This is a genomic window from Corynebacterium sp. TAE3-ERU16 (assembly GCF_019209935.1).
Classification (GTDB): Bacteria; Actinomycetota; Actinomycetes; order Mycobacteriales; family Mycobacteriaceae; genus Corynebacterium; species Corynebacterium antarcticum.
This window is the reverse complement of record NZ_JAHUTN010000002.1, coordinates 358,913-378,900: the sequence shown is the minus strand read 5'-3', so window position 1 is coordinate 378,900 and position 19,988 is coordinate 358,913. Positions and strand designations below refer to the sequence as shown.

General features: G+C 67.4%; 23 protein-coding genes. 15 read left to right on the top strand and 8 right to left on the bottom strand.

Features of this window, described 5'->3' with window-relative positions; translation table 11 throughout:
* Window positions 1–16 precede the first annotated feature (16 nt).
* The 13 genes from KRX55_RS03895 (at window position 17) to rfbA (ending at window position 11,894) form a co-directional block, all read left to right on the top strand.
* A complete protein-coding gene (locus KRX55_RS03895) occupies window positions 17–1,441 on the top strand; it encodes a protoporphyrinogen oxidase (RefSeq protein WP_218406484.1) in 1,425 nt (474 codons plus the stop codon).
* Between the two features lie 164 nt (window positions 1,442–1,605).
* Window positions 1,606–2,922, top strand: a complete 1,317-nt coding sequence (hemL, locus tag KRX55_RS03890; RefSeq protein ID WP_218406483.1) for a glutamate-1-semialdehyde 2,1-aminomutase — start codon at window positions 1,606–1,608, stop codon at window positions 2,920–2,922.
* Window positions 2,923–2,959: 37 nt separating this feature from the next.
* A complete protein-coding gene (locus KRX55_RS03885; protein WP_218406482.1) occupies window positions 2,960–3,562 on the top strand; it encodes a histidine phosphatase family protein in 603 nt (200 codons plus the stop codon).
* A 2-nt stretch (window positions 3,563–3,564) separates the two neighbouring features.
* The gene (locus tag KRX55_RS03880; RefSeq protein ID WP_218406481.1) at window positions 3,565–4,170 is read left to right on the top strand and encodes a TlpA disulfide reductase family protein; all 606 of its coding nucleotides are present in this window, start codon (window positions 3,565–3,567) and stop codon (window positions 4,168–4,170) included.
* An 83-nt stretch (window positions 4,171–4,253) separates the two neighbouring features.
* The gene (locus KRX55_RS03875) at window positions 4,254–4,988 is read left to right on the top strand and encodes a cytochrome c biogenesis CcdA family protein (RefSeq protein ID WP_218406512.1); all 735 of its coding nucleotides are present in this window, start codon (window positions 4,254–4,256) and stop codon (window positions 4,986–4,988) included.
* Window positions 4,989–5,176: 188 nt separating this feature from the next.
* Window positions 5,177–6,775: a cytochrome c biogenesis protein ResB gene (locus KRX55_RS03870; RefSeq protein WP_218406480.1), complete on the top strand. Its 1,599-nt coding sequence runs from the start codon at window positions 5,177–5,179 to the stop codon at window positions 6,773–6,775.
* Between the two features lie 106 nt (window positions 6,776–6,881).
* Window positions 6,882–7,871, top strand: a complete 990-nt coding sequence (gene ccsB, locus KRX55_RS03865) for a c-type cytochrome biogenesis protein CcsB (RefSeq protein ID WP_218406479.1) — start codon at window positions 6,882–6,884, stop codon at window positions 7,869–7,871.
* 366 nt (window positions 7,872–8,237) lie between these two features.
* Window positions 8,238–8,366, top strand: coding sequence for a hypothetical protein (locus KRX55_RS11805; protein ID WP_255567522.1), 129 nt, complete (start codon window positions 8,238–8,240; stop codon window positions 8,364–8,366).
* Window positions 8,363–8,659 (top strand): hypothetical protein, encoded by a 297-nt coding sequence (locus KRX55_RS03860; RefSeq protein WP_218406478.1) that lies wholly within the window; start codon window positions 8,363–8,365, stop codon window positions 8,657–8,659. The genes KRX55_RS11805 and KRX55_RS03860 overlap by 4 nt, the downstream gene beginning before the upstream one ends.
* Window positions 8,660–8,693: 34 nt before the next feature.
* Window positions 8,694–9,332: a LysE family translocator gene (locus KRX55_RS03855; RefSeq protein WP_218406477.1), complete on the top strand. Its 639-nt coding sequence runs from the start codon at window positions 8,694–8,696 to the stop codon at window positions 9,330–9,332.
* A gap of 30 nt (window positions 9,333–9,362) precedes the next feature.
* Window positions 9,363–10,367, top strand: coding sequence for a dTDP-glucose 4,6-dehydratase (rfbB, locus tag KRX55_RS03850; RefSeq protein WP_218406476.1), 1,005 nt, complete (start codon window positions 9,363–9,365; stop codon window positions 10,365–10,367).
* A 28-nt stretch (window positions 10,368–10,395) separates the two neighbouring features.
* Window positions 10,396–11,028 (top strand): dTDP-4-dehydrorhamnose 3,5-epimerase, encoded by a 633-nt coding sequence (rfbC, locus tag KRX55_RS03845; RefSeq protein WP_218406475.1) that lies wholly within the window; start codon window positions 10,396–10,398, stop codon window positions 11,026–11,028.
* Window positions 11,025–11,894, top strand: coding sequence for a glucose-1-phosphate thymidylyltransferase RfbA (gene rfbA / locus KRX55_RS03840; RefSeq protein WP_218406474.1), 870 nt, complete (start codon window positions 11,025–11,027; stop codon window positions 11,892–11,894). The genes rfbC and rfbA overlap by 4 nt, the downstream gene beginning before the upstream one ends.
* Window positions 11,895–11,934: 40 nt before the next feature.
* Here the strand turns inward: rfbA and KRX55_RS03835 are convergent, their stop codons facing one another.
* Both KRX55_RS03835 and KRX55_RS03830 read right to left on the bottom strand, forming a co-directional pair.
* Entirely contained in the window at window positions 11,935–12,336 is a 402-nt protein-coding gene (locus KRX55_RS03835) for an ArsR/SmtB family transcription factor (RefSeq protein ID WP_218406473.1), read from the bottom strand.
* A 289-nt stretch (window positions 12,337–12,625) separates the two neighbouring features.
* Window positions 12,626–12,931, bottom strand: coding sequence for a hypothetical protein (locus tag KRX55_RS03830; RefSeq protein WP_218406472.1), 306 nt, complete (start codon window positions 12,929–12,931; stop codon window positions 12,626–12,628).
* Window positions 12,932–13,006: 75 nt separating this feature from the next.
* Here KRX55_RS03830 and KRX55_RS03825 point away from each other — a divergent pair, with 75 nt between their 5' ends.
* Window positions 13,007–13,327 (top strand): DUF4229 domain-containing protein, encoded by a 321-nt coding sequence (locus KRX55_RS03825; RefSeq protein ID WP_370625744.1) that lies wholly within the window; start codon window positions 13,007–13,009, stop codon window positions 13,325–13,327.
* A gap of 21 nt (window positions 13,328–13,348) precedes the next feature.
* Here KRX55_RS03825 and KRX55_RS03820 read toward each other — a convergent pair whose 3' ends face one another.
* The 6 genes from KRX55_RS03820 to KRX55_RS03795 all read right to left on the bottom strand — a co-directional run bounded on the left by KRX55_RS03820 (window position 13,349) and on the right by KRX55_RS03795 (window position 18,847).
* Window positions 13,349–14,242 carry a 1,4-dihydroxy-2-naphthoate polyprenyltransferase gene (locus KRX55_RS03820; RefSeq protein WP_218406471.1) on the bottom strand — a complete coding sequence of 298 codons (894 nt, stop codon included), beginning with the start codon at window positions 14,240–14,242 and terminating at the stop codon, window positions 13,349–13,351.
* A 57-nt stretch (window positions 14,243–14,299) separates the two neighbouring features.
* On the bottom strand, window positions 14,300–15,472 hold the full coding sequence (gene menE / locus KRX55_RS03815; protein WP_218406470.1) for an o-succinylbenzoate--CoA ligase: 1,173 nt from the start codon (window positions 15,470–15,472) through the stop codon (window positions 14,300–14,302).
* 33 nt (window positions 15,473–15,505) lie between these two features.
* Window positions 15,506–15,820, bottom strand: a complete 315-nt coding sequence (locus KRX55_RS03810) for a hypothetical protein (protein ID WP_218406469.1) — start codon at window positions 15,818–15,820, stop codon at window positions 15,506–15,508.
* Between the two features lie 241 nt (window positions 15,821–16,061).
* Complete coding sequence (locus tag KRX55_RS03805) at window positions 16,062–16,337, bottom strand: hypothetical protein (protein WP_200257811.1); 276 nt, start codon at window positions 16,335–16,337, stop codon at window positions 16,062–16,064.
* The gene (locus tag KRX55_RS03800; RefSeq protein ID WP_218406468.1) at window positions 16,334–17,602 is read right to left on the bottom strand and encodes an inorganic phosphate transporter; all 1,269 of its coding nucleotides are present in this window, start codon (window positions 17,600–17,602) and stop codon (window positions 16,334–16,336) included. The genes KRX55_RS03805 and KRX55_RS03800 overlap by 4 nt, the downstream gene beginning before the upstream one ends.
* A 303-nt stretch (window positions 17,603–17,905) precedes the next feature.
* Window positions 17,906–18,847, bottom strand: coding sequence for a 1,4-dihydroxy-2-naphthoyl-CoA synthase (locus KRX55_RS03795; RefSeq protein ID WP_218406467.1), 942 nt, complete (start codon window positions 18,845–18,847; stop codon window positions 17,906–17,908).
* Between the two features lie 34 nt (window positions 18,848–18,881).
* On the opposite strand from KRX55_RS03795, the gene KRX55_RS03790 reads away from it, so the two are divergent.
* Complete coding sequence (locus KRX55_RS03790) at window positions 18,882–19,964, top strand: o-succinylbenzoate synthase (protein ID WP_218406466.1); 1,083 nt, start codon at window positions 18,882–18,884, stop codon at window positions 19,962–19,964.
* Window positions 19,965–19,988: the final 24 nt, after the last annotated feature.

Below are 19,988 nucleotides of genomic sequence, written 5' to 3'. Positions count from 1 at the left end.
GAGCACTGTCTAACCCGTGAGCACCTCGTACGCCATCATCGGAGCCGGTCTCGCCGGCCTCACCGCCGCCCGCGAGATCCACACCCTGGATCCGGACGCGCACATCGACGTCTTCGAGGCCACCGACCGCATCGGCGGCAAACTGCACACCGTCGCGTTCGACGCGGGGCCGACCGACATGGGCGCCGAGGCTTACCTCGCGTTCCGCGCCGACGCGACGGAGTTCTTCACCGAACTCGGCCTCGCCGAGAGCATCGTGCACCCCGGGCCGCACACCTCGATGATCTACTCCGGTGGGCGGCTGCACCCCCTGCCGCACGACACCGTCATGGGCATCCCCTCCGCCTCGGCGTCCCTGGGGGACCTCGTCGGGGAGGACACCCGCGCCCGGATCGACGCCGAGGGCGACGCACCCGGCATCGACTGGACCGTCGGCGCGGACACGAGCGTCGGTGGGTTGGTGCGCGAGCGCTTCGGCGACGACGTCGTCGACCACGTCGTCTCCGCGCTCCTCGGCGGCGTCTACTCCTGCCCCGCAGATGAACTCGGGCTGCGAGCCACCGTGCCACAGCTCGCCGCGGAGCTCGACGCCCTCGCCGGGGCCGGGGAGAGAGTCACCCTGAGCCGTGCGCTGAAGAATCTCGACGAGAGGAAGCAGGCACGCAAGACCCTGACCCCGAAGGAGAAGCTCACCCCGGAGAAGACCCCCGTGTTCGGCGCTTTCCGCGGTGGATACGCCGAGCTCTACGAGGAGCTCGCCGAACAGTCCGGAGCGGACATCCACCTCGACACCTTCGTCTCCGGGATCGTGCCCGAGGACGGGCGGTACCGGATCACCGGGGCCGGCGACACCGCCTACGACCGGGTACTGGGCACCGTCCCGGCCCCCACCGCAGCAGTCCTCCTGCGCGACGTCGCCCCCGATGCCGCGACCGCAGCGCGGGCCGTGAAACTGTCCTCCTCCGTCGTCGTCGGCATGCGCTTCGACTCCGGTGACGGTCTGCCCGACCACTCCGGGATCCTCATCGCCGCCGATGAACCCGACATGCACGCCAAGGCGTTCACCTTCTCCTCGAAGAAGTGGCCGCACATCGGCGAACGGGGAGGGGCCTTCGTGCGGGCCTCCTTCGGTACCTTCGGCGACGACTCCATGCTGAAGATCGGGGAGGACGAACTCGTCGATCACGCCCTCGACGACCTGCAGAAAATCACCGGGTTCGACGGACGCGCCGCCGGGCTCTCCGAGATCTACACCCACTACTGGTGGGGCGGGCTTCCCCGGTACTCCGACACCCACCTCGACACCGTCGCCGCCGTGAGAGCGGCTCTCGGTGAGATCCCGGCCGTCGACGTCGCCGGCGCCTGGGTCGACGGCGTGGGTGTGCCGGCGGTCATCGCCGGTGCACGTGCGGCGGCGCGCAGGCTCGCGGAAGGCAACTAGCCCCTGGGCCCGCACACATCGTCACCGTGACGGGTGGAGAATCAAGGAGCTGCTCTGCGCTCCCCGCACGACAGGGCCCGGGCTCTCCGGAGGCGAACGGTCCGGTTCCGGCGGTCCCGACCGCGCAAGGTGGAGCCCGCGTCGGCACCGCCTACAATGGCCCCATGACTCCACGCTTTCCGACGTCCCAGAACACCGACGGCTCAGCGCGCTGGTTCGAGCGCGCCCGTGCACTCACCCCGGGCGGGGTGAACTCGCCCGTCCGGGCCTTCGGTTCCGTCGGCGGGCAGAGCCGCTTCATCGCCTCCGCCGAGGGCAGCCACCTCACCGACGTCGACGGCAACGACTACGTCGACCTGTTCTGCTCCTGGGGCCCGATGCTCATGGGCAACGCCCACCCCGAGATCGTCGCCGCCGTGCAGGACGCCGCCACCCGTGGGTTGAGCTACGGCGCCCCCACCACCACCGAGGTCGAACTCGCCGAGCTCGTCGTCGAGCGCACCAGCGTCGACGAGGTACGCCTGGTCAACTCCGGCACCGAGGCCACCATGTCGGCCGTCCGACTGGCCCGCGGATACACCGGACGGCCGAAGGTGCTGAAGTTCGCCGGCTGCTACCACGGGCACGTCGACTCGCTGCTGGTCTCCGCCGGCTCCGGCGTCGCCACGTACTCCCTCCCGGACTCGCCCGGGGTCACCGGGGCGACAGCGCAGGACACGATCGTCGTGCCCTACAACGACCTGGGCGCCGTGCGTGCCGCCTTCGCCGGGAACGCCGGTGAGATCGCCTGCATCATCACCGAGGCGGCAGCCGGAAACATGGGCACCGTCGCCCCGGCCCCCGGCTTCAACGCCGCGCTGAAGGAGATCGCCCACGAAGACGGCGCCCTCCTGATCATCGATGAGGTCATGACCGGCTTCCGCACCTCCTACTCCGGCTGGTACGGCGTCGACGGGGTGGCCGGAGACCTCACGACCTTCGGCAAGGTCATCTCCGGTGGGCTGCCGGCGGCGGCATTCGGTGGCCGCCGCGACATCATGGAGCGCCTCGCTCCCGGCGGGCCCGTCTATCAGGCGGGAACCCTCTCCGGGAACCCCGTAGCCGTGGCCGCGGGCATGGCGTCACTGCGCCTCGCAACACCGGAGGTCTACGACACCGTGAACGCCAACGCAGACCGGCTCGACGCCCTCGTGTCCGAGGCCCTGACCCGTGAGGGTGTGGCCCACCACATCCAGCGCGCGTCCAACATGCTCTCCGTCCGCTTCGCCGACGGCGAGGGCCGGAACTTCGCGGACATGCAGGCCGCCGACACCTTCCGCTTCCCGCCTTTCTTCCACGCACTGCTGGACAACGGGGTGTTCGTCTCCCCGTCCGTGTTCGAGACCTGGTTCGTCTCGTCCGCGCTCACCGACGACGACTTCGCACGCATCGAGGCCGCCCTCGTTCCCGCGGCGAAGGCCGCCGCCGCGGCCACCGCCTGACCCAGCCCAAGCCCCACACCACGACCGAAAGCGCCCCATGAGCACCACGATCGTCCACCTCGTCCGGCACGGAGAGGTCTTCAACCCCGAACGCATCCTCTACGGAAGGATCCCCGGATACCGGCTCTCCGCCAGGGGGCGCAGCCAGGCCGCCTGCACCGCGGCCAGCTTCACAGGTCACGACGTCACGGTTCTCCGCGCCTCGCCCCTGCAACGGGCTCAGGAGACCGCGGAGCCCTTCGCCCGGATCACCGGCTGCGACATCGACACCGACGAGAACCTGCTCGAGGCCGGGAACCGGTTCGAGGGACTGCGGACCAAGGGATGGCGGTCCCAGCTGTGGAACCCCTCCCGCTGGCCGCTGCTGACCCGCCCGTGGGAACCGAGCTGGGGCGAGCCCTACACCGAGATCGCAGAACGGATGATGGCCGCGGTTGAGCGGGCCCGTCACGACGCCGAGGGGCACGAGGCCATCCTCGTCAGCCACCAGCTGCCCGTCGTCTGCGTGCAGCGCACCGTCCAGGAACTGCCGCTGGCGCACCTGTCCCGTCAGTGCAACCTCGCGTCCGTGACCTCCCTGGTGTTCCAGGACAGCGAGATCAGCGACATCTACTACACGGAACCGGCGCAGGAGATCTGACGATGCCCTCCCGCCCCAGCCGCACACTCACCGCTGTCCTGGCGGCCACGGCGATCCTGATCGCCGGCTGCTCCACCGACGGCGACGCGGACACCCCCGCCGCGACGGTGGAGACGTTCCAGTTCGCCTCGCCCGGCGGTGCCCTCGAGATCACCTACCCCGAGGAGGAACGCCGCCCGGTCACCCCGTTCTCCGGGGAGTCGCTGAAGAATCCCGGTGAGACCATCGACCTGTCCGACTACGCCGGCCAGGTCGTCGTCCTGAATGCCTGGGGCCAGTGGTGCGGCCCCTGCCGCACGGAATCGGACGACCTCCAGGTCGTCCAGGAGGCGCTCGAGGAACACGGGGGCACGGTCCTGGGCATCAACGTCCGGGACTACTCCCCGGAGATCTCCCGCGACTTCATGGCGGACAACGGACTGACGTACCCCTCCATCTACGATCCGCCGTTCAAGACGGCGGCTGCCCTCGGCGGTATCCCCGCCTCCGTGATCCCCACGACGATCGTCCTCGACAGGAAGCACCGGCCCGCGGCAGTGTTCCTCCGGGAGATCACCGCAGATGACATCCTCGCCGTCACCGGGCCGCTTTTGGAGGAAGCACCGTGACCGACGGGCTCATCCCGCTCGCGGATGCCGGGTTCGGTTCCCGCGTGGCTGATGCGGCGGTGTCCGGTCCGCTGCTGCTCGGCATGCTCGCGGCGGCACTCGCTGGACTGGTGTCCTTCGCCAGCCCCTGCGTCGTCCCTCTCGTTCCCGGATACATGTCCTACCTCGCCGGTGTCGTCGGCGGGGAGATGGAGTATTCGTCCGATGGCGGCCCCCGCGTCGCCGGACGCGGACGGTGGCGCGTCGCGGGAGCCGCACTGCTGTTCGTCCTCGGTTTCACCGTCATCTTCGTCCTCGCCACCGCCACCGTCTTCGGTGCCATCAGCGCCCTGACCCTCAACGCCGAACTGCTCCAACGCATCGGCGGAGTCGTCACCGTCATCATGGGCGTCGCGTTCCTGGGATTCATCCGGCCCCTCCAGACCGAGCGGAGGATGCACCCCCGCCAGTGGTCCACCTGGGTCGGCGCGCCCCTTCTCGGTGGTGTCTTCGCGCTCGGATGGACCCCGTGCCTGGGGCCGACCCTCGCCGCGATCATCTCCGTCTCCGTGGGAACGGAAGGAATGACCGCCGCGCGCGGCGTCGCACTCATCGTCGCCTACTGCCTCGGACTCGGACTCCCATTCATCATCGTGGCCCTGGGGTCAGCCTCCGCCATGCGGGGGGTCGGTTGGCTGCGGAGACACTCCCGAACCATCCAGATCATCGGCGGAGTGACCCTGATCCTCGTGGGGCTCGCCCTCATCAGCGGCCAGTGGGCGCACTTCATCAACTGGGTCCGGCAGTGGACCGTCGAATACGGCGGAACACTGATCTAGACGGTTCACCGGCGTCCCTCCACGACCGACGCTTCTCCGGTGAGCGGCATCCACCCCGGGCGGTACGTATCCTCAGATCCACGAATCAGGCCGCGGGTGCCACGACTGGTAGATTGACACGTCGATGACCCATCCGGGGCCCAGTCACCCCGGCACCCGTTTCCCGCTGGAGGACGAAGACCCCGACGATGCTGACCACCCTCTCCAGTTATCCGTTGAAGGCATGGCGCTGGCTCACCAGCATGCGCACCGCCCTGGCGCTGCTGTTCCTCCTCGCGTTCGGCGCGATCCCCGGCGCCCTGCTTCCGCAGCGGCAGCTCAACGAACAGACGGTCACGGACTACATAGAGGCCAACGGAAGAGTCGCGGAAATCTACGACCGGCTCGAACTGTTCGACGTGTTCAGTTCCAGCTGGTACACCGCGATCTACGTCCTGTTGTTCATCTCCCTGATCGGGTGCATTCTCCCGCGTTCGATCGAGCACTACCGCTCCATGCGCAGCCGCCCGGTGCGGACGCCCCGCAACCTGTCCCGGCTCCCGCACCACGGATCGGGGACGGTGGAACAGACACCCGACGAGATATTCACCGAGGCCCGTGGCCTGCTCAGGGGATGGCGCGTGGCGGAATACTCCGCGGAGGAGGACCGTGCGGGAGCGAGATCCCTGTCCGCTGAGCGCGGATACGCACGCGAATTCGGCAACCTCGTGTTCCACCTGGGTCTGGTCGGAATCCTCTTCACCATCGGATTCGGCAGGTTGGTGTATTACGAGGGACAGGTCATCGTCGTGGCGGGAGCGGACAACTCCCAGTTCTGCAACACCGCCTTCGCCAACTACGACTCCTACAGGTGGGGCACGCTGGTGGACGGCACCGACCTCTCCCCGTTCTGCGTGGAGGTCGAGGATTTCACCGCGGACTACCTGCCCAACGGCCAGGCCGAGATGTTCACCTCGAACATCAGGTGGGCGAAGGGCGACGGCATCTTCACCGACCCCTCGGAGTGGGAGCCCTACACCCTGCGGGTGAATCATCCGCTCCGGATCGAGGGCGACAGGATCTACCTCCAGGGCCACGGGTTCGCTCCGCGGATCACGGTGACCTGGCCGAACGGGGAGTCGCGCACCCAGATGGTGCAGTTCCGGCCCGATGATCTGACCTACTTCCTCTCGTCCGGCGCGATGCGCTTCGACCCCCCGGCGGGAATGTACCCGGATCTGTTCGAGCGGCGTCAGAACCAGCTCGGAATCCAGGGACTGTTCGCCCCCACCGCCCAGTTCACCGGTGAGAACGGGGAACTCCTGAGCTCCGCGTTCCCCGTCATGCGCGATCCCGCACTGGCGATCGACATCTACCGCGGCGACACGGGCCTCGACGCAGGCAGGGGACAGAGCATCTTCAGCCTGGACTCCGGACAGATCCACAGTGGTGCGATGCAGAAGATCGAGCGCGTGAATCTGCTGCGCGGGGAATCAGTGACACTGGATGACGGGACGCGTGTGACGTTCGACGGCGCGAATGAGTTCGTCAACCTCCAGATCAGTCACGACCCGACCCAGCGGTGGGTCCTCGTCAGCGCCATCGCGATGCTCGGGGGACTGGTGCTCTCGCTCGCCGTGAAACGGCGTCGCGTCTGGGTGCGCGTCCGCACCGACGGGAACGGGGGAACGGTCGTCGAGACCGCCGGGCTGTCCCGCACCGACAGCGCCGGATGGGGCGAGGAACACGGACGATTCCACCGCAGACTCCTCGGTCTCCCGGACGACGACGAGGACGACGACGAGTGAGTTCGGGGTGGAATCGCCTCATCGAGGTAGCGTAAGCTGGACTTTTGAACAACCACGGCTTAATCGTGCCGCGGCCGGAAACATGTGACACCGAGAGTTGGATCTGATGCCCGTCAACAGCAACCTGGCGTATTTCTCCGATCTGTCTTACCGGACCGCTTTCGTTATCTACGTCATCGGTCTCATCATCGCGCTCGTCTACTACATCCGCCGTTCGAGTGAGGTCGCAACGGAGACCACCGCAGTCCGTGAGCGTGAACTCGTCGGTGTCTCGGGAACCGGGACGGTCGCCGGGGACACCCCGCAGCCACCTGTGGGGACTACAGGATCGGCACGTGGCGTCGACAAGCTCGGCGGAATGGTCCAGTCCATGCTGTGGCTCGGGCTCATCCTCCAGGGGGCGTCGATCGTGTTGAGGGGCCTTTCCGCGGCCCGGTTCCCCTGGGGCAACCTCTACGAGTACATCTCGCTCGTCACCTTCCTCACCATGGCGATCGCGGCACTGGTGATCCAGCGGAAGGACCTGAGGGCCATGTGGCCCTGGCTGCTGGTTCCCGTGCTCATCCTCATGTTCTACGGCGGTACGAAGCTGCATGTCGCCTCCGCGCCGGTGGTTCCCGCACTCCGGTCGTTCTGGCTGCCGATCCACGTGTCGATCGTGTCCTTCGGTGCCGGGATCTGCATGCTCTCCGGCGTCGCGTCGATGCTCTACCTGTTCAGGCAGGCCCAGCCCAAGGGGGAGGAACACGGAAAGATCGGTGAGATCCTCCGTCCGCTTCCGGGTGCCGACACGCTCGACCGGATCGCCTACCGTGCGGCGGCCTGGGCGGTCCCGGTCTTCGGTCTCGGGGTCATCCTCGGTGCCCTCTGGGCGGAATCGGCCTGGGGACGCTTCTGGGGCTGGGACCCCAAGGAGACGATGTCCTTCGTCACCTGGATCCTGTACGCCGCGTACCTCCACGCCCGTTCGACGCCGAGCTGGCGCAAGGCAGCCCCCTGGATCAACATCGCGGGACTCGCGGCGATGGTCTTCAACCTCTTCTTCATCAACCTGGTGACCGCCGGCCTGCACTCCTACGCGGGACTGGCCAACTGACCCTCTGATCGGACCCGGTGAACCCTCCCCGTGGCGGGAGGGTTTTTCTGTGGGGTATGGGCTCCGGCGGAGAATCTCTCCGGACCCGGTGGGACGGACAGTGACGGCAGGATCGTCGAACATCCCGCAACAGGTGGTCCGGATATCGCCGGGGCCTCTCCGGGGACCTCTGTACCCCACCATCCGGTCCCTGCGGTTCGGATGCCGTGATCGACCGAGATCCGGGCGTGACGGTGCCGGTGCGTGTCCCCCCAAATAACCGGTTCTGGTCATCCGTGCTCCGGGCGGCGTCGCCTTCGCGCCGGGCGATTCTGTTCCTCATCCGTGTTTTCACCGGCCTTCCGGGGCCCCACATGCACTTCGGTCGTGTACCGCACCGATCCGCCGGCCGGTACCGACGAAACGGACACCGTCGCCGACGGTCGGGACAATGAGGTCGTCGAGGTCAGCACTGACTCGCCGGTGGTCGTTTCGCCCACCGGTCCCACCGTGTGATCCGCGCCCAACTCATCAGCGCAGGAGGAGACCACTCAGCTGGAACGGAACTCGGAGACGCGCTGATTCTGTTCCGCGTCGTGGTTCCGCTGAGTGGCGGGCTGACGGTCAACGCAAAGTCGGGCGCACTGTTCCGCGTGGTCGACGGCGAACGCCACCGGTGGGCCCGTTTCCCGGGAAGCATCCGGTTCAGCGGCGGGAAGTCCGGGGTCGTGTCCCGGCGGGGGCAGAGTGATTCCGCGATGGCCCGGACGAACGGTGACGCCATCCGTGCCGTAGGGTGTCCCGGGTAATCCGACAACTCTCTGGATCAGGGGTAAACGCTCTGTGCTGTCCGCCGTCCTCGCGCTGACCGTGGTGTCCGCCGTACTCATCGCCGTTCCCGGGCCGAGCATCGTGTTCCTCGTCGGACAGGCACTCGCGGTGGGGCGCCGCCCGGCGATGGCCGGGGTGGTGGGGAACACCCTCGGAATCGCGTTCACCGGAGTTCTCATCCTCACCGCGGTCGGGACGATTGCGGCGAGAACCTCGAGCTTCCTCACCGTCCTCCGCTGGGTGGGGGTGGTGGTGCTGATCGCTCTGGGGATCGTCTATCTGCGTGCCGCATGGCATCTGCACCGGCGGCCGACAGGACTCGAGATCCCCGAGATCCGGCCGGAGGACAGTGGCGTGAGATCGGCGTTCATCTCCGGTCTGCTCGTCGGCGCATCGAACCCCAAGGTGATCGTCATGTTCGGCACGATCATCCCCGGATATCTGCCCGCGGGCGTCGACCCCCTGCCGGGATTGGTGATCCTCAGTCTGGTCCCCATCATCACCGGCCTGATCATCGACGCCGGCTGGGTGGAGGCCGCCGCCCGGGTCCGGGACTGGCTCACCGGATCCGAAGGCGGAATGATGTGGTTCCAGGCGGCCGGCGGTCTCCTTCTCCTTCTCATGGCCGCACTGGTCGCCGCGGGGCACTGACCGGTCGCTACCGGCACTAGAATCTGCGACATGAGAATCCTCGTCACCGGTGGTGCCGGTTTCATCGGCTCGAACTTCGTCCGCCGCACCCTGGACAGCCGCCCCGACACCAGTGTCACCGTCCTGGACGCGATGACCTACGCCGCCAATCCCGCGAATCTCACGGGACTGGATCCCGCAAGGTTCGCGCTGTTGAAGGAGGACATCCGCGCGGCGGACCTCGTCGACGAGCTTGTCGCGGAAGCGGATCTCGTGGTGCATTTCGCCGCCGAGAGCCACAACGACAACTCACTGCGCGACCCCTTCGCCTTCGTCCGCACCAACGTGGAGGGGACCGTGACACTCGTGGAGGCCGCGGCACGGCACGGGGTCCGGTTCCACCACGTCTCCACCGACGAGGTGTTCGGGGACCTGGCACTCGACGATCCAGCCAGGTTCACCCCGGAGACGCCCTACAATCCCTCGAGCCCGTATTCGGCGTCGAAGGCCGCGAGCGACCACTTCGTGCGGGCCTACGTCCGTTCTGCGGGACTGAGGGCGACGATCAGCAACTGCTCCAACAACTACGGTCCACGCCAGCACCCGGAGAAGTTCATCCCGCGGCAGATCACCGCACTCCTTGAGGGGGGAACCCCGCGTCTCTACGGCACGGGTGACAATGTGCGGGACTGGATCCACGTCGACGACCACAACGACGCGGTCTGGACGATCATAGAGCGCGGTGAGATCGGACGGACCTATCTCATCGGTGCAGACGGTGAGCGATCGAACCGCGAGGTGGTGGGCGACCTGCTGGAGATCTTCGGACGTGGAAGGGACGACTTCGTGCATGTCACCGACCGTCCCGGTCACGACCGGCGCTACGCCATCGACTCCTCCTCGACGACGGCCCTCGGATGGCGACCCCGCTACACGGATTTCCGGGCGGGGCTCGAGCAGACCGTCGACTGGTACCGGGCCAACCCCGGGTGGTGGCGGGAGGCCCGGTCCTCAGCCGAGGCGAACTACGCCGCCACCGAGGAGGTCATCGGCTAGCCGCGTACAGCCCGGATAGACTGGGGACATGCCTGCACCACATCCCGACCTGCCAGAGATCCTCGTCGACGATCCCCGCGTGTTCCCTGATTCACGCGGGAGTTTCCACGAGTGGTTCTCGGCCTCCCGATTCGAGGAGCACACCGGATATCCACTCGACCTGCAGCAGGCGAACCTGAGTGTGTCCCGGCCAGGAGTGGTGCGGGGACTGCACTTCGCGGATGTCCCGCCCGGGCAGGCGAAGTGGGTGACGTGCGTGCACGGCCGGATCGTCGACGTCGTGGTCGACATCCGCACCGGCTCAGACACCTTCGGTCGGCACGTGTCGGTGGAACTGAACGACGAGAACCGGCGCTGTCTGTACATCCCGGTTGGATTCGCCCACGGGTTCGCCGCGGTCACCGATGCGACGGTCGTGTACCTGACCTCCTCCGGATACAACCCGGACGCCGAGCACGGCATCGACCCCTTCGACCCGGAGCTCGGCATCGACTGGCCGGTGGTGCCGGGAGACCGGATCGTGTCCGACAAGGATGCTGCCGCGCCGTCCCTGGCGTCCGCACGGGCGTCCGGGATGCTCCCCGACGTCGGGGACTGCCTCGCCCACGAGTCCGATCTGAAGAACGGCTGGGCACTGGCGAATGAGGACGCCGGACTGTGAAGGGCATCATCCTCGCGGGAGGCACCGGTTCGCGTCTGCACCCGATCACCCTGGGTGTGAGCAAGCAGCTCGTCCCCGTCTACGACAAGCCGATGATCTACTACCCGTTGTCGACGCTGATGCTCGCCGGGATCGAGGACATCCTGATCATCACGACCCCCGCCGACCGGCCCCAGTTCGAGCGGCTGCTCGGCGACGGGGATCAGTTCGGCATCCGGTTGAGCTTCGCGACGCAGACCGCACCGAACGGTCTGGCGGAGGCGTTCATTCTCGGGGCGGAGCACATCGGTGATGATTCGGTCGCGCTGATCCTCGGGGACAACATCTTCTACGGTGCGGGACTGGGGACCCAGCTAAGGCGGTTCACGGAGCCGGAGGGTGGTGCGATCTTCGCGTACTGGGTCGCGGACCCCTCCGCATACGGGGTGGTCGAGTTCGATGCCTCCGGCCGCGCGCTGGCGCTCGAGGAGAAACCTGCGGAACCGAAGTCGCACTACGCGGTACCGGGGCTCTACTTCTACGACAACGATGTCGTCGAGATCGCCCGGGGGTTGACACCGAGCGCCCGGGGGGAACTGGAGATCACCGACATCAACTCCGCCTATCTGGAACGTGGGCGGCTGCAGGTTCAGGTGCTGCCCCGGGGTACCGCGTGGCTCGACACCGGGACGGTCGACCTCCTCATGGCCGCAGGGGATTTCGTGCGCACCATCGAGCAGCGGCAGGGACTGAAGATCGGGTGCCCGGAGGAGGTCGCATGGCGGATGGGGTATCTGGACGACGCCGAGCTCGCGGAGCGGGCGCAGACACTGCGGAAGTCCGGCTACGGAGACTATCTGCTGCAGACCCTGCAGCGGGGCAGATGAAGCGTCGACCTCCGTTCCGGGGGGAGGGTGACGCCGGCTGTCACAGCGCGTGGATCAGGGAGTGGACCCGGTTGAACTCGTCGGAGTTGACGGTGTAGTACGCCCACTTTCCGCGTTGTTCGCGGTTGACCAGCTTGGCCGCGGCGAGTTTCTTCATGTGGTGAGTGATCGTCGGCGCGGAGACCTGGAGGGCGACGGACAGCTCGTGGGAGCAGATCTCGGTGGTGTCGCTCTCCGCGATGAGATAGAGGAGTTTCAGTCGAGTCGGATCCCCCAGTGCCTTGAACAGCTCGCTGGCGCGTTCGCTGAGCTCAGGGGGAAGTGCCCGGACAGCATGGTCGCCCGTGAAATCCGGGCGTTCGTCGACGGCGATACCTCCGGAGGTGGGGGCGTCCTTGTGGTGGCCCGATTCTCCGCTCGTGGGGTCGGTCGGCTGTTTCATGAAGGGCATGCTGCCCAATATAGCGTAACTGTGGGTAGCCTAATAACCGCTGGTCCCCGCCTTTTTGATCGAACTGGATCGGGTCGAAGGTGGGCTCGCCCGGTGGAGTCGCGGGGTGGGTCCGGTCCGTTCCGGGTTCCGGGCCCGGTCCCCGCACGTCCAGAAACCGGGGGTGTGCTGGACCTATGTGGCACGGGCGGCGGGGTACCTGAATTGGTGGCGATTCAGCGTCGGTCGGCCGATGGTGCCGGTGATGAGGATATGGTGCAGGTCCGGAAAGTGATTAAAGTCACTTCGGGGAGGAGTCCGGATCGTCGGATCCGTCGCCTTCGGTCGACGTTTCCGGCCGCTGCGTGTACTTTTCCCGTGCCCGCCGCATGCGCTCCTCCTCTTCGCGGGCGGCCTGCTCGGCCGCCCGGCGTTCCTTGAAACGCTGTTTCTTGATGCTCCAGAGGAACTCATCGTCGTCGTCCGGGCCCTTGATCTGCGGTTGCACCGGTGTCGTGCGGTAGCGCCGGCGACTCCCGGGGCCGAAGGCCTTCCACACCAGAACGACGACGACGATGATCAGGAGCAGCAGTATGAGACGTCCCACAGGGGATTCCTTCCGACAGGGTTTACCCCAACAACAATACGGTCCCTGTACCGGTGTTTAGTAGTGTCGGTGGATGTGAGTGAAAATGCCGTCAATGATGCCCCGGAACTCGACCGGGAACTACGTGGTCGCGTCCGACGGGACATGGTGCTCTACGGCCTGGCCCGGTTGGGCCTGTTCCTTCTGCTGACCGTGATCATCCAGGGACTGGCCATCCTCATCGGTGCACCTGTTCCGCTGGTCATCTCATCGCTGCTGGCACTGCTGGTCGCGTTCCCGCTCTCGATGTTCGTGTTCCGGTCATTACGCCTCAGGGTGACCCGGAATCTGGCTGTGTGGAATGCGCAGCGGCAGGCGCACAAGGAGTGGGTCAAGAGCCAGCTGGCCGCCCGCTGACTTCACGGTCCAGAAGCGTGTTCAGCTGAGTGCCAGCGAGATCGCCGTGACCGTCGACCACAGGAGCATGGCCTTCCCGGTGGCGCCGAGGACCGGAATGAGATCCCGTCCCGTCCGTTCCCGAACCACCGGCTCGGCGGCCACGACCGACACCGGTAGCGCGATGACCGCGGCGAGTGCCGGAAGGTGCGCGGCGGCGATGGCCAGGCTCAGCAGATAGGGAGCCCCGGCGAGAAGGACCCACACGCGGCGGGTTCCCGGGTCCCCGAGCCGGACCGCGAGGGTGATCTTTCCGCTGTCCGCGTCGGTGGGAATGTCCCGGAGGTTGTTGGCCAGGTTCACCGCGGAGGAGAAGCAGCCCACCGCGACCGCGGCGGCCAGTCCGGTCCACGTGATCCGGCCGGCCTGCGTGAATTCGGTGCCGAGCACCGCCACGAGACCGAAGAACACGAAAACGGCGACCTCGCCGAGTCCCCGGTACCCGTAGGGGTTCTTCCCGCCGGTGTAGAACCACGCGCCCGCGATGCACGCCACGCCCAGAAGGATCAACCACCACGCGCTCGTCGCGGCGAGGACGAGTCCGAACACACCGGCCACACCGAAGGCGGCGAACGCGGCCGCCCGGACATGTTCAGGGCGGGCGAGTCCGGACCCGGTCAGCCGGAGCGGGCCCGAGCGATCATCGTCGGTGCCGCGGATGCCGTCCGAGTAGTCGTTGGCGTAGTTGACCCCGATGATGAGTGCGAGGGCGACCACTGCCGCGAAGACCGCCTTCCAGGCGACGAATCCGCCGACTGCGGCGGCCGCTCCCGAGCCCGCGATGACGGGTGCGAATGCGTTCGGCCAGGTGTGGGGACGAGCTCCCTCGATCCAGTCCGCGGGCCGGGGTGACGGGGTGGTGGTTGAATCAGCCATGTCACCATCTTGGCGGACCGCCGTGTCGCGTGCTCAATCGGCACCCCGCACCCGCGTTCACCGTTTCCGTGCGGCGAACAGCCTCCTGACGGCGTCACGGTCGGGTTTTCCGGGGCCGGTGGCAGGCATCGTCGCCAGGCGGCGGATCTCCTTCGGCAGTTGCCACCTGGGCAGATCATCCAGGCCCTCGACGACCTCCCACGGTTCGATCGAGCCGGTGTAGGCCGCCACCACGGCCTGCCCGAGTCGTGGGTGGGGCACGCCGACGACACAGGCCGAGTCGATTCCTCCGATGTCGAGCATCGCGTTCTCGATGATGCCGGGGTCCAGTTTCAGCCCACCGGAGTCGATGATGTCGTCCAGGCGTCCGGTGACGGTGAGTACTCCGTCGTTGATCTCCCCGCGGTCGTGTGTCGCGAACCAGCCGGGTTCGGCGAAGGAGTCGTCGTCCGGGGGTGCGGTCCGGTAGCCGGCCGCGATCATCGGCCCGCCGAGGTGGATGCGGCCGTCACGGATCCTGACCCCGGCTCCGGGTACCGGGCGTCCGTCGTACACGCAGCCACCGGTGGTCTCGGATGATCCGTAGGTGGCGACGACGCGGATTCCGAGGCGGTCGCAGGAGCTCCGGATATGCCGGGGGAGGTGACCACCGCCGACGAGAATCGCGTCGAATCCGCGGAGTGCCTCGATGCCGGTGAGGGTGTCCAGGGCCTTGGCGAGCTGCAGCGGGACCAGTGCGGTGTAGACGGGAAGTCCCTCTGATGCGGCGGTGGCGGACAGTCGGGCGGACAGGTCGGCGAACGCTTCCACGTGGAAACCGGTGGAGACGTCGAGACAGGCCGGTTCGGTTCCGGCCACCAGTGCCCGGACCAGAACCTGCAGGCCCGCGATGTGATGGCCGGGCATCGCCAGAAGCCAGTGGCCCTCCCCGGCCAACGCCGAATGGGTGGAGTCCGCAGCGGCGACGAGATTGGCGGGGGTCAGGAGAGCGCCCTTGGGTGTTCCCGTCGATCCTGAGGTGGCGACCACGACCGAGGTCCCCGGGTCCACGGGTTCTCCGCAACGTTGGGAGCGGATCAGCAGATCCGCCCGGTCCCGGTCCGCCCGCCCCGGTCCACCCGGCACCGGAAGCCAGGTGGCGTTTCCGGCGATTGCCTCGGCGAGGTCGGGGAGTACCGCCGCGGGATCGTCCGGGGGGACGGGCAGCGGACGCAGGATTCGGGTGCTCATGGGAGCAGAGTCTACGTCCCGGTGCGGTGTCGCTTAACCGGCGTTGAGCCCGAGCGGCTCGAGGACCTCGTCGCGGAGGTGGGAGACGGTTTCCTCGCTGGGGCGCAGTCCGTGGAGGATGATCCAGGCGAGTTCGACGTCCTCCCTGGTCGCAGGGGTCATGCCGGCTTCGATGAGGTACCAGACGAAGATGTCGTCATCCTCTTTGAGCAGTTCCCGGATCTTCGCGGGTTCGGCGAGGACGGTCAGGGGAGCGGGCACAGGTGCCGGCGCCGGGCGCAGCCAGTTGAGAATCCGGCCGACTGCACCGCGTAGTGGACTCGTGGCGGACACGTGGAGCAGGGACATTGTGCCGGCCTCCTTTCTTGGGGGGGATCGCGAGGGATCCGCGTGGTCTGCGCCACCGGATCAGTTAGTGGACGATCAACGATGATGGGGTGCAGAATTAGTTGGTGAATAACAATGATTGATTAGATTAGCGATCAGTCCGCCGGGGTGCAAGCCGGGAATTTCCCGGCCGGGCTGAAAAAGTCCGGCCCCGGCTCGCAGGAGATCTGCGTGCCGGGGCCGGAAGCGGTCCGGGGTGGGATCAGTGGGCCTCGGTGCCGAACGGGTCGAGTCCGAAGGCGTCGTGGAAGACACCCTTGGTGATCCACATGATGCCGAGGATGATCGCACCGATGATCACCGCGAAACACAGGCCCGCGAGCCCCTTCCGCCACACGGGAACGCTCTGCGCCGTACTGGTCGCTGCGGGGGTCGCCAGGCGGATGCCGACCGCGAACAGGGCCGGGAGTCCGGCGCCGAGGACGAGTCCGGCCAGGAGTACCTGCAGCAGATCGGATATCAGGGTGGCGGCGCTCATCGGACGGTCCTCTCGGCGGAGTCACTGATTCGGGTGCCGACGGTGTCGGCCGGGCTCAACGGGTCCTCGTGATCGGGGATGACCGCCACCGGTGGTGCGACACGGTTGGTCGTTGCGTCCCAGTCTGCGTTGACGTTGCCGGAGTTGACCGGAGCGCGGCGGGACCGGACGAAGATGAGGCCGGCGAGGATGACCAGGACGGCGAAGGCGAGGATGACCCCCACGAGGTCATCCGTGGCGGTGCCGACCGTGTGGGCGAGCAGCCACGTCAGTCCGCCGACGAGTGCCGCGGCGGGCAGGGTGATCATCCAGGCGACGGCCATTCGGCCGGCGACGCTCCAGCGGACCTCCGCACCCTTCCGTCCGAGCCCGGACCCCATGATCGATCCGGTTGCGACGTGGGTGGTGGACAGCGCCATACCGAAGTGGGAGGAGGTGAGGATGATGGCGGCGGAGGAGGTCTCTGCCGCCATCCCCTGTGGGGAATCGATCTCCACCAGGCCCTTGCCGAGGGTGCGGATGACCCGCCAGCCACCCATGTAGGTGCCGAGCGCGATGGCGATGGCGCAGGAGAACTTGACCCAGAAGGGGATACCCGCGTCCGCTCCGAGGCCGCCCGTCGCTACGAGCGCGAGGAAGATGACGCCCATCGTCTTCTGCGCGTCATTGGTGCCGTGGGCCAGGGAGACGAGGGAAGCGGAGCCGATCTGTCCCCAGCGGAAATACCGGTTCTTGTCGTTCTCGGCGACCGGGCGGGTGAACCGGTACACCAGTGAGGTTCCGACCGTGGCGACCAGACCGGCGACGACGGGAGCGCAGAGAGCGGGGACGACGACCTTCGCGAGCACGCCGTTCCAGGCGACACCCTGCATTCCCAGGGACGCCACCGCCGCGCCGATGAGACCACCGACGAGGGCGTGCGACGATGAGGAGGGGATGCCGAGCAGCCAGGTCATCAGGTTCCAGACGATGCCGCCTATCAGGCCAGCGAAGACGACGAGGAGCAGCTGGTGCGCCTGCCCCGGGTCCGCGAGGTTGAACTGGTCGAGGTCGACGACCCCCTTGGCCACCGTTGTGGCGACCTCCACCGACAGAAACGCACCGACCAGATTCAGGACGGCCGAGAGCGTCACCGCGACCTTCGGGCGGAGCGCCCCGGTGGCGATTGATGTGGCCATGGCGTTGCCGGTGTCGTGGAAGCCGTTGGTGAAGTCGAAGGCGAGAGCCGTGACAACCACGATGAGCAGGATGATCAATTCGGTCACATCAAAGGAGTATGCCGCAGATCTGCCCCTGTCATGGCGGAAAGAACAGGTGATCGGAAGGTCCGGATGGCTCCCGTCCGATGATTTTGCACAAATGGGGGTATTAAACTGTAGTTTCCTCACCCGATGGTTTACGTTCCCCCATTGTTTCACCTGCGTTTACCGTGAGGTGGGGTGTGTCGGGAGCGGTGGTGGGGCCCAGGGCCGGTCACCGCGATGGGCCGGAAACGGAAAGATGAACTTTAGGTGAATTCTGCCGATCGGCGGGTTGGTTCCCGGTCCCTCCCGTACCCGGGGGTCCGATCAATAGTAGTACGGGAACGCGGACCAGTCGGGGGTACGCTTCTCGAGGAAGCTGTCCCTGCCCTCCACCGCCTCATCCGTCATGTACGCCAGGCGCGTCGCCTCGCCGGCGAACACCTGCTGACCCATCAATCCGTCGTCGGTGAGGTTGAAGGCGAACTTCAGCATCCGCTGGGCGGTGGGGGACTTCCCGTTGATCGCCCGGGCCCACTCCACGGCGGTGTCCTCCAGTGCCCCGTGGTCCGCGACCTCATTCACCGCCCCCATCTGCTGCATCCGGTCGGCGTCATACGTCCGCCCGAGGAAGAAGATCTCCCGGGCGTACTTCTGTCCCACCTGCTTCGCCAGATACGCCGAACCGTAGCCGGCGTCGAAGGACCCCACATCCGCGTCGGTCTGCTTGAACCGCGCCTCCTGGCGGGAGGCGATCGTCAGGTCGCAGACGACGTGCAGGGAATGTCCGCCGCCGGCGGCCCACCCGTTGACCACCGCGATGACCACCTTGGGCATCGTGCGGATCAGCCGCTGGACCTCGAGGATGTGCAGGCGGCCCCCCTCGACCTTCTCGCGCTCCGCGTCCACGGTGTCGGCGGTCTCGCCGTCGGCGTACCGGTAGCCGGACCGCCCGCGGATGCGCTGGTCCCCGCCCGAGCAGAAGGCCCAACCGCCGTCCTTCCCGCTGGGACCGTTTCCGGTCAGAAGTATGCAACCCACATCGGGGGTGCGACGGGCGTGGTCGAGCGCGCGGTAGAGCTCGTCGACGGTGTGCGGGCGGAAGGCGTTGCGTACCTCGGGGCGGTCGAAGGCGATGCGCACGATGCCATCCACCCGTCCCTCACCGACGTGTCGGTGATAGGTGATGTCGGTGAAGTCGAAGCCCGGGACCTCACGCCACTGCGTCGGGTCGAAGGGATTGTCGGTGCTGTAGTCCGGTGTGTCCATGGGGACAACGGTAGCGTTTCGTATTCTGGGTACCATGCCGTTCACCCACGCCCCCCTGGATCCCCGCCTCATCGAGCTCGTCTCGACCCTCGACGCCGATGAGCTCATCGGCCGTTCGCACGTCGTCGCCCTGCCGATGAGGGTGCGGTTCCGGGGGATCACCGGCCGGGAGGCGCTGCTCATCGACGGCCCCGCCGGTTGGGGCGAGTTCGCGCCCTTCCGTGACTACGGTCCGGGGGAGGCCGCGGCCTGGCTGGCCGGCGCGGTCGAGATGGCGTACCTCGGGGCGCCCGCCCCGGAACGCGACCGTATCGAGATCAACGCGACGGTCCCCGCCGTGACCCCCGATGAGGTACCCGGTGTTCTCTCCCGGTTCCCGGGCTGCCGCACGGTCAAGGTGAAGGTCGCCGAACCCGGACAGACCCTCGACGACGATGTCGCCCGGATCGCCGTGGTCCGGGAGCAGGTTCCGAATGCGCTGGTCCGCGTCGACGCGAACCGGGGCTTCACCGTGGAGCGCGCACTCGACGCGGCCCGTGCGTTCGGTCCCCTCGACTACTTCGAACAGCCCTGTGCCACCACCGCGGAACTGGCGGAACTGCGCCGGCGGCTGGTCCGCTCCGGGATCTTCTGCCGGGTCGCCGCCGACGAGTCGATCCGGCGTGCGGGTGATCCGTTCGCCGTGCTCGAGGCCCGTGCCCTCGACGTCGCGGTGGTGAAGGTGGCGCCGCTCGGTGGTGTGCGGCGGCTGCTCGACATCGCGGACAGGATCGCCGCCCACGGGGTCTCGGTCACCGTCGCCAGTGCACTCGACACGGCCGTCGGACTGAACGCCGGACTCGCCGCGGTGGCCGCCCTGCCCGGGCACACCGACGACGACGAGATCGACGTCCCACCCGCTCCGGCGGGACTGGGGACCGGGGGGTTCTTCATCGAGGACGTCGTCGATCCCGCCGCCGCCGGGCGGGCGATCGTCGACGGTCATCTCTCCTGTGCTCCGGTGGAGCCGGACCCCGACCGACTCGCGGGACTGGCGACGGATACCCGCACCGTCGACTTCTGGCACACCCATCTGCGCGAGTCCCTGGAGTGCCTGAAGCATCAGGTCGGTGCGTGACAACCGGGACGGGTGAACCCGGTT